The organism is Streptomyces sp. NPDC056222 (assembly GCF_042264065.1).
Lineage (GTDB): Bacteria > Actinomycetota > Actinomycetes > Streptomycetales > Streptomycetaceae > Streptomyces.
In genome coordinates this window covers 21852-28688 of sequence record NZ_JBHJTL010000099.1, presented here as the reverse complement: position 1 = coordinate 28688, position 6837 = coordinate 21852, and the positions used below count along the sequence as shown (strand labels likewise).

8 protein-coding genes are annotated in these 6837 nt (G+C 71.2%); 3 read left to right on the top strand and 5 right to left on the bottom strand.

The annotated features are described in order from the left end of the window. Positions 1 to 687: Uma2 family endonuclease (locus ACFC0D_RS32040; RefSeq protein ID WP_376443572.1), on the top strand; the 687-nt coding region annotated here is incomplete at its 5' end. Here the strand turns inward: ACFC0D_RS32040 and ACFC0D_RS32035 are convergent. From ACFC0D_RS32035 to ACFC0D_RS32020, 4 genes are read right to left on the bottom strand one after another with little or no spacing between them, the layout of a single operon-like run. Then, positions 681 to 1346 carry a response regulator gene (locus ACFC0D_RS32035; RefSeq protein WP_376443569.1) on the bottom strand — a complete coding sequence of 222 codons (666 nt, stop codon included), beginning with the start codon at positions 1344 to 1346 and terminating at the stop codon, positions 681 to 683. The genes ACFC0D_RS32040 and ACFC0D_RS32035 overlap by 7 nt on opposite strands. Further along, a complete protein-coding gene (locus ACFC0D_RS32030; RefSeq protein WP_376443566.1) occupies positions 1343 to 2587 on the bottom strand; it encodes a sensor histidine kinase in 1245 nt (414 codons plus the stop codon). The genes ACFC0D_RS32035 and ACFC0D_RS32030 overlap by 4 nt, the downstream gene beginning before the upstream one ends. Before the next feature lie 10 nt (positions 2588 to 2597). Continuing rightward, complete coding sequence (locus tag ACFC0D_RS32025) at positions 2598 to 3383, bottom strand: ABC transporter permease (protein ID WP_376443563.1); 786 nt, start codon at positions 3381 to 3383, stop codon at positions 2598 to 2600. Beyond that, a complete protein-coding gene (locus ACFC0D_RS32020; protein ID WP_376443579.1) occupies positions 3380 to 4285 on the bottom strand; it encodes an ABC transporter ATP-binding protein in 906 nt (301 codons plus the stop codon). The genes ACFC0D_RS32025 and ACFC0D_RS32020 overlap by 4 nt, the downstream gene beginning before the upstream one ends. 133 nt (positions 4286 to 4418) lie before the next feature. Here ACFC0D_RS32020 and ACFC0D_RS32015 point away from each other — a divergent pair, with 133 nt between their 5' ends. Together ACFC0D_RS32015 and ACFC0D_RS32010 are read left to right on the top strand one after the other, a co-directional pair. Further along, positions 4419 to 4979, top strand: a complete 561-nt coding sequence (locus ACFC0D_RS32015) for a GNAT family N-acetyltransferase (protein ID WP_376443560.1) — start codon at positions 4419 to 4421, stop codon at positions 4977 to 4979. A 123-nt stretch (positions 4980 to 5102) separates the two neighbouring features. Further along, complete coding sequence (locus ACFC0D_RS32010; RefSeq protein ID WP_376443557.1) at positions 5103 to 5306, top strand: hypothetical protein; 204 nt, start codon at positions 5103 to 5105, stop codon at positions 5304 to 5306. 19 nt (positions 5307 to 5325) lie between these two features. On the opposite strand, the gene ACFC0D_RS32005 is transcribed toward ACFC0D_RS32010, so the two are convergent. After that, a complete protein-coding gene (locus ACFC0D_RS32005) occupies positions 5326 to 6837 on the bottom strand; it encodes a type IV secretory system conjugative DNA transfer family protein (RefSeq protein ID WP_376443554.1) in 1512 nt (503 codons plus the stop codon).

Here is a 6837-nt window from a genome sequence, read left to right as displayed (position 1 = left end):
GGTACTGCAGGGGGGACCCTGTGGGAGAGTAGGACGCCGCCGAACAATCATTGTGGGAAAGCCCCGCACCTTATGGTGCGGGGCTTTTCTGCGTTTGGGTACTCTGGTTGGGCCATCCCTCTGGAGGACACCGTGACGATCGACCCGCAGCACCTCCCCCTCCTCAAAGAAGCTCAGCGGATCGCCCCCAAGGGGGTGAAGGTGGAGTACACCGACGGCACGATCATCATGCAGGCTGCGCCCACGATGATCCACCAGCGCAACTTGTTCCACCTGCGCCGCCAGTTCGACGCGTATTGCCCGGCCGGCTACGTACCGACCGAGAACACCGACCTTGGTTCACCGTACGCGGCGAAGCTCCGGAACCCGGACCTCAGCTACCTGCCCGACGAGGTCATGGAGAGCGAAGGGAACACCGCGGTAGCGGATCTCGCTCTTATCGCCGTCGAGATCGTCTCGCCCTCCAACCCCGAGAACGACTGGGTGGCCAAGCTCGCCGACTACGCGGTCATGCAGATTCCGCTGTACCTGATCGTCGACGCCCGTGATTCCACGGTCACGCTGTTCTCCGAGCCGAACCACGACAGGTACCACACCCGTACCGACCGGAAGTTCGGGGAGTCGATCCGTATTCCCGGGCCCTTCGGCTTCGATCTCGACCTGACGCCGTTGAACCCTTATCACTGACCTGGCGTCACCAGTTGGGTGTCGTACGCCAGGATGACCGCCTGGACGCGGTCCCTCGCGCCCGTTTTCGACAGGATGCGGCTCACGTGCGTCTTCACCGTCGATTCCGCGAGGTGGAGGCGTTCGGCGATCTCCGTGTTCGTCCAGCCCTGGGCGATGACCGTGAGGATCTCGCGCTCCCGGTCCGTGAGGGCCGAGAGGCGGGGGTCCTCGCGGGGTGCGCCCGGGGTGGTCGGGAGGTGGTGGATGTAGGCGTCGAGGAGGCGCCGGGTGAGGCTGGGGGCCACCACCGCGTCGCCGGCGGCCACCGCGCGGATGCCCGACAGGAGCTCCTCGGGCTGGGCGTCCTTGACCAGGAAGCCGCTGGCGCCGGCGCGGAGGCCGTCGTAGGCGTATTCGTCGAGGTCGAACGTCGTGACGATCAGGACGCGGGTGCGGCCGCCGGCTGCGACGATCCGGCGTGTGGCCTCGATGCCGTCGAGGCCCGGCATCCGGATGTCCATGAGGACGACGTCGGGGTGGTACCGCTCCACCAGGCGGATCGTCTCGATGCCGTTCGGGGCCTCGCCGACGACCGTCATGTCGTCCTGGCTCTCCAACAACATGCGGAAGCCGAAGCGTTGCATCGCCTGGTCGTCCGCGATCAGCACCGTCGTCACGAGCGGGAACCCTCCAGCGGGAGTCGGAGTCGTACGCGCCAGCCGCCGGGCGGCAGCGGGTCCGCTTCGAGTGTGCCGTCGTAGAGGGCGGCGCGCTCGCGCATACCCGTAACTCCCTGGCCCGTTCCGATGATCCCCCTTTCGGGACCGCCGGTGTCCGTGATCTCGGCCGTCAACTCCTCCTGGCCGTACGAGAGGAGGACTGTCGCCTCGGCCTTCGTTCCCGCGTGCTTGAGGGTGTTCGTCAGGGCTTCCTGGATGACTCTGTAGACCGTCAGCTGTGCGCCGGTCGCCAGGGGTTGGGGGCCGCCCTTGATTTCCAGTCGCACCGGCAGGCCCGCCGTCCGTACGCCGGCGATCAGTGCGTCCAGGTCGTCCAGGGTGGGCTGCGGATCGCGTACCGCCTCTCCGCGCAGGAGGCGCCTGAGTTCCGCGAGGGCCTGGCGGCTGGTCGTGCTGATGGCGTCGAGGGCCTCGGCGGCGCGTTCCGGGTTCTTCGCGGCCGCGTACTTGCCGCCGTCCGCGAGTCCGGTGATGACCGAGAGATTGTGGCCGATGATGTCGTGCATCTCGCGGGCGATCCGCGTGCGTTCGGCTGCCGCCGCCAGTTGGGCCTGCTGGTCGCGTTCGACCTCGAGGCGACGGGCCCTGTCGACGAGGGCGGCCGTGTAGTCCTGGCGGGAGCGGACCGCGATGCCGAGCAGGGCGACCATCGCGTACGCCCACAGGGTGGGGACGATCTGCTGGTCCCAGCTGTCTTTCGGGAAGCGGATCGCGCCCACCACCAGGGGTGATGTGATCACGACGAGCGGCCAGAGCAGGGTGCGCAGGGGCAGCCGAAGAGCGATGTGGAAGACGACGACGGCCTGGAGGAAGCCGGCCTGGAGGAACGCGCCGGTCCAGTTGCTGAGGAGGGACGCGCAGGCCATCACGGCCAGGACGGTCATGGGCCGGCGGCGACGCCACAGCAGCGGGACGGAGAGGGCCAGGCTCAGGGCGAGGACCAGCCAGGCCGGTACGGACGGGTCGCGGGCGATGTTCCGCCAGCCGCCCGCCGCGTCGGTCAGGGCGGCTCCCGTCCAGAAGGCGGCGAGCAGTGCGTCCCAGACCCAGGGGCGGCGGGCGTCGAAGGCCCGTATGCGTCGGGTCTGTCGCTGGAGGTACCGGCTGAGGGGTTCCTCCTCGATGGCGACGCCGCAGAGGGGTTCCTCCTCGGTACCTGGCCGCTTCTCCGTGATCATCCGCTCATCCTCATACGTCTCGGCGCTTGAGCAACAGCGCCGGGACGATCAGGGTCGCCGCGGCCCACAGGCACAGGGCGAGCAGCGCGCCGCCCGGGGAGGCCGCGTTCGGCATGGGGTCGGCGGAGCCGAGGGCGCCGGCGGCCTGGGTGGGGAAGTACGTGAGGGCGGTCTCGACGGCGTCGTACGGGAGCATTCCGAGGACCTCGGGGAGGATCAGGACGCCGCCGATGAAGGCCCCGATGCCGCCCGGCACCGAGCGCAGTGCGGCGCCGAGGCCGAGGGCGATGAGGCTGAGCAGGGTGACGCCTGCCGCGTTGCCCGCGACGGCGGCCAGGACTCCGTCGTCGGTGAGTGAGGCCGCCTGGTCGGTGTCGGAGAGGAAGATCTGCGCGGTGAGGAAGGTGATCAGGGCGGTCACGAAGGAGACGGTGAAGACGACGGCCGTGAAGACGGTGGCCTTCGCCCAGAGGACCGGTGTACGGCGTGGAACGGCGGTCATCGAGGCTCTGATCAGGCCGGTGGAGTACTCGCCGGCCGTGACGAGGATGCCGAGGACGGCGAGGCAGATCCCGCCGAGCTGGGAGCCGTAGAGGCTGAGGATGACCGTGTCGACGTCGGAGTCGCCGCCGTCGGAGGTGTAGGTGGCGCCCATGAGGATGCCGACGCCGAGGAGGAACGCGGCCGAGGCGAGGACGGTGATCCAGGTCGAGCGGACCGTCCACAGCTTGTGCCATTCGGAGCGCAGGACGCGGGTGGGGGTGACGCGGTACGTCTGCGCGGTCGTCGTGCTCATGCTGCGGCTCCCTGGTATTCGACCGAGTCGTGGGTGAGGTCCATGAACGCCTGCTCCAGCGAGGCGGTCTGCGGGGTGAGTTCGTAGAGCGGTACGCCGTGGGCGGCGGCCGCGCGGCCGATGTCCGCGGCTTCCACGCCGGTGACGCGGAGGGTGTCGGCGGCCTCCGTGACGACGTGAGCCGTGGGGAGGAGGAGGGTGCTGAGGCGGTCCGCGTCGGGGGTGACGACCTTGACCGAGGCGCCGCCCGACTCTCGCACGAGGGCGTCGACGGTGGTGTCCGCGAGCAGCCGGCCCTTGCCGATGACGATCAGGTGGTCGGCGGTCAGCGCCATCTCGCTCATCAGGTGGGAGGAGACCAGGACCGTACGGCCCTCGGCGGCGAGGGACCTGAGGAGCGTACGGATCCACAGCACGCCCTCGGGGTCGAGGCCGTTGACCGGCTCGTCGAGGACGACCGTCTCGGGGTCGCCGAGGAGGGCGGCGGCGATGCCGAGGCGCTGGCCCATGCCGAGCGAGAAGCCCTTGACGCGGCGGCGGGCGGCCTCGGTGAGGCCAGTGAGGCCGAGGACGTGCTCGACGCGGGAGCGCGGGATGCCGTGGGTGTGGGCGAGCGCCATGAGGTGGTGGAAGGCGGAGCGGCCGGGGTGGATCGAGCGGGCTTCGAGGAGCGCGCCGACCTGGGTGAGGGGTGCGGTGTGGCCGGCGTAGGCGCGGCCGCCGATGGTGGAGCGGCCGCGGGTGGGTGCGTCCAGGCCGAGGAGCATCCGCATGGTGGTGGACTTGCCGGCGCCGTTGGGGCCGAGGAAGCCGGTGACGGTGCCGGGGCGGACGGTGAAGCTGAGGTCCTGGACGACGGTCCTGGCGCCGTACCGCTTGGTGAGTTCTTCTGCTCGGATCATGTCCACGACGCTACGGAGCGGGCGGCGGCGGATCGTCCGACCGTGGGCGGGAGCGGGGCCTGTGACGTAGTACCGGGGTACGACGGGAAGAAAGAGCTTGTCGGGGCGGTGTGCGGCGGCGAGGATCACGGTCATGGACTACTTGATACGTGTCATCCGCGCCGACGAATGGGAGAAGGCCCGGGAGATCCGACTCTCCGCACTCCAGGACCCGGTGGCGGGCATCGCCTTCCTGGAAACCTACCCGGCCGCAGTCGCGCAGCCCGACTCGTTCTGGCAGGAGCGGGCGGAGGGCGCGTCCGAGAGCGGGACGAGCGTCCGTCAGTTCGTGGCCGAGGCGCCGGACGGGAGCTGGGTGGGCACGATCTCGGTGCTGGTGGAGCGGCCGTCGGACGAGGTGCGGTTCGGCGAGGCGGCGAAGGTCGACCAGACGCACATCGTGGGTGTGTACGTACGGCCGGAGGCGCGCGGTACGGGTGTGACCGAGGCGCTGTTCCGGGCGGGTGTGGAGTGGTCGTGGTCGCTGCCGGAGCCGGCGGTCCGGCGGGTGCGGCTGTATGTGCACGAGGACAACGCGCGGGCCGCCGCCTTCTACCGCCGGTTCGGGTTCGAGGCGACGGGCGACCGGGTGGTGGTCCCGAGCGACGACTCCGCGTACGAGCTGGAGTACGAGATCCTGCGGCCGACGGCGTAGCGCAGTGAGGTCGGCGCCGGGTTCGGCTCCGGGGGTTCGGCGCCGAGGCCATGCTCCGGCGGGCGTGCTCCTGAGAAGCTGGTGACTCCAGCGGACTCGGGGCGGGGTTCCCAGGTGCGGGGCGTGGTGCTCGTGGTGCCGAAGCCCGGCCGGCCCAAGCCGGGCTTCTTCAAGGAGCCCGGCCGGCCGGGCATCTTCACCGCGCTCCCGTTCCTCGGACCCGACGCGGCTCGGCCGGAACTGGAGCGGCTCGACGAGGCGTTGCGGCACTACGCGCCGGAGAAGTACCGCAGGGCCGCCTCGCTGAACGCGCTGCTGGGGTTGTGACTCCGGCCCACTCGGCCCCCTAGGCCTGGGGCAGGGGCTCCGGCCAGCGGGCGCGGGCCTGTTCCTGGGAGCGGAGCAGGACCAGGGTCGGCAGGCCCTGGTCCTGGCCGCTTGCCAGCAGCTCCGGGAGCCGGGGAAGGGGGGCCACGGCGGCGACGTCGTCGAGGACGAGCGTCATTGGTGGGTCGAGCCGACCGTCGGATGACCGTGCGGCCATGCGGCGGCCGTGCTCGACCACGCTTGCGGTGAGGGCGGTGAGCAGGGGCATCGCGCCGGGGCGGGTGCGCGGGTCCTCGATGGTTTCACCGACCACATAGAGGGTGCCCCCTTCGGCGACGAATGATTCCAGCGCCAGCGAATCCGTTCGGTTCGGGGTGCAGGCGTCCCTGATGTGGATCGAGGAGAGCGCGGAGAGGGCGCGGGCGGTCAACTCCTGGGCGATCTCGCGTCGTTCCGGATGCGCGGTGAGCGCGGACTCCAGGAGTCCGGCGTGACCGGAGGCTGCCTTGAGGTGCGTACGGAGGATCTGCACGGGCTCGTGGGCGCCCGTGCCCTGGGCCCATCGGTGGACCTGCTTGAAGGGGCGGTCGTCGAGGGCCGCGGCGTGCAGCCAGCAGCGCAGGAGCGTTTCCGCGGTGTCGGCGACCGCGGCGTCCAGACGGGACGGCGGGCGTACGGGGGCGAGCAGCGCGACCGCCCGCTCCTGCGCCGTGGCCGGGTCCTCGCAGCCGGCGGACGGGGACCAGTGGAGGCGGGCGGGCGTGTCGCAGAGGTGGCCGGGGTCGTAGACCAGGACGGGGCCGAGCTTGCCGCGGGCGTCCTTGGTGTCGGCCCAGACGGTGGGGTCGGAGGTGACCACGAGGACGGGGCCCTCGGCGTCCTGGACGGCTTGGAGCGCTGCGGGGCGACGGGTGGCGGGGGTGCCGTAGAGGAGGCGGGGGGTGCGGGGCGAGGGGACGACGGTCCGGGGCGCGGGGGCCGGGGCGACCGGCTGTGGGGCGGGGGCCGTTGCGGGGGTTGTCGGTGGGAGGGTGGGTTGTACGAGGGTCTCCGCCGCGGTGGCGACCGGCTGGGACGCCGGCTGTGCGACCGGTTGAGCCTCCTGGGCCTGGGGCTGGGGCTGGGCCGGGGCCTGGGCCGCGAACGCCGGCGCCGTGCCGTACGCGGCCCGTCTGCCCGCCCGTACCGCTCTCCACCGTGCCAGCGTCCCCACCGCGAACACCGTGAGGACCACGAGCACCATCAGTTCGCCGATGAGCAGTCCCCAGAACAGCCCGTACCCCGACAGCTCGCCCGCCGGGGTGTCGGGCCATGCGCCCGGCAGGTCCTGCGGGTTGCCGATCAGGGCGCGTACGGCCATCGGCGTTCTGGTGAAGGTGACCGTGGCCGGCCAGGCGCCCTTCGAGAGCAGGGCGGCCAGGCCGGTCGCCGTCCATACGAGCACCGTCAGCCCGAGGACGAAGCCGACGAGGCCGACCACGAGCCCGTCGGGGATCCCCCCTTGCTGCCGGTCCTGACGGTCCTTCGACAT

Coding starts and splice junctions, on each gene's coding strand:
- ACFC0D_RS32030 (WP_376443566.1), bottom strand. CDS start 2,587: ATGATCACGGAGAAGCGGCCAGGTACCGAGGAGGAACCCCTCTGCGGC.
- ACFC0D_RS32025 (WP_376443563.1), bottom strand. CDS start 3,383: ATGAGCACGACGACCGCGCAGACGTACCGCGTCACCCCCACCCGCGTC.
- ACFC0D_RS32020 (WP_376443579.1), bottom strand. CDS start 4,285: ATGATCCGAGCAGAAGAACTCACCAAGCGGTACGGCGCCAGGACCGTC.
- ACFC0D_RS32015 (WP_376443560.1), top strand. CDS start 4,419: ATGGACTACTTGATACGTGTCATCCGCGCCGACGAATGGGAGAAGGCC.
- ACFC0D_RS32005 (WP_376443554.1), bottom strand. CDS start 6,837: ATGTCGAAGGACCGTCAGGACCGGCAGCAAGGGGGGATCCCCGACGGG.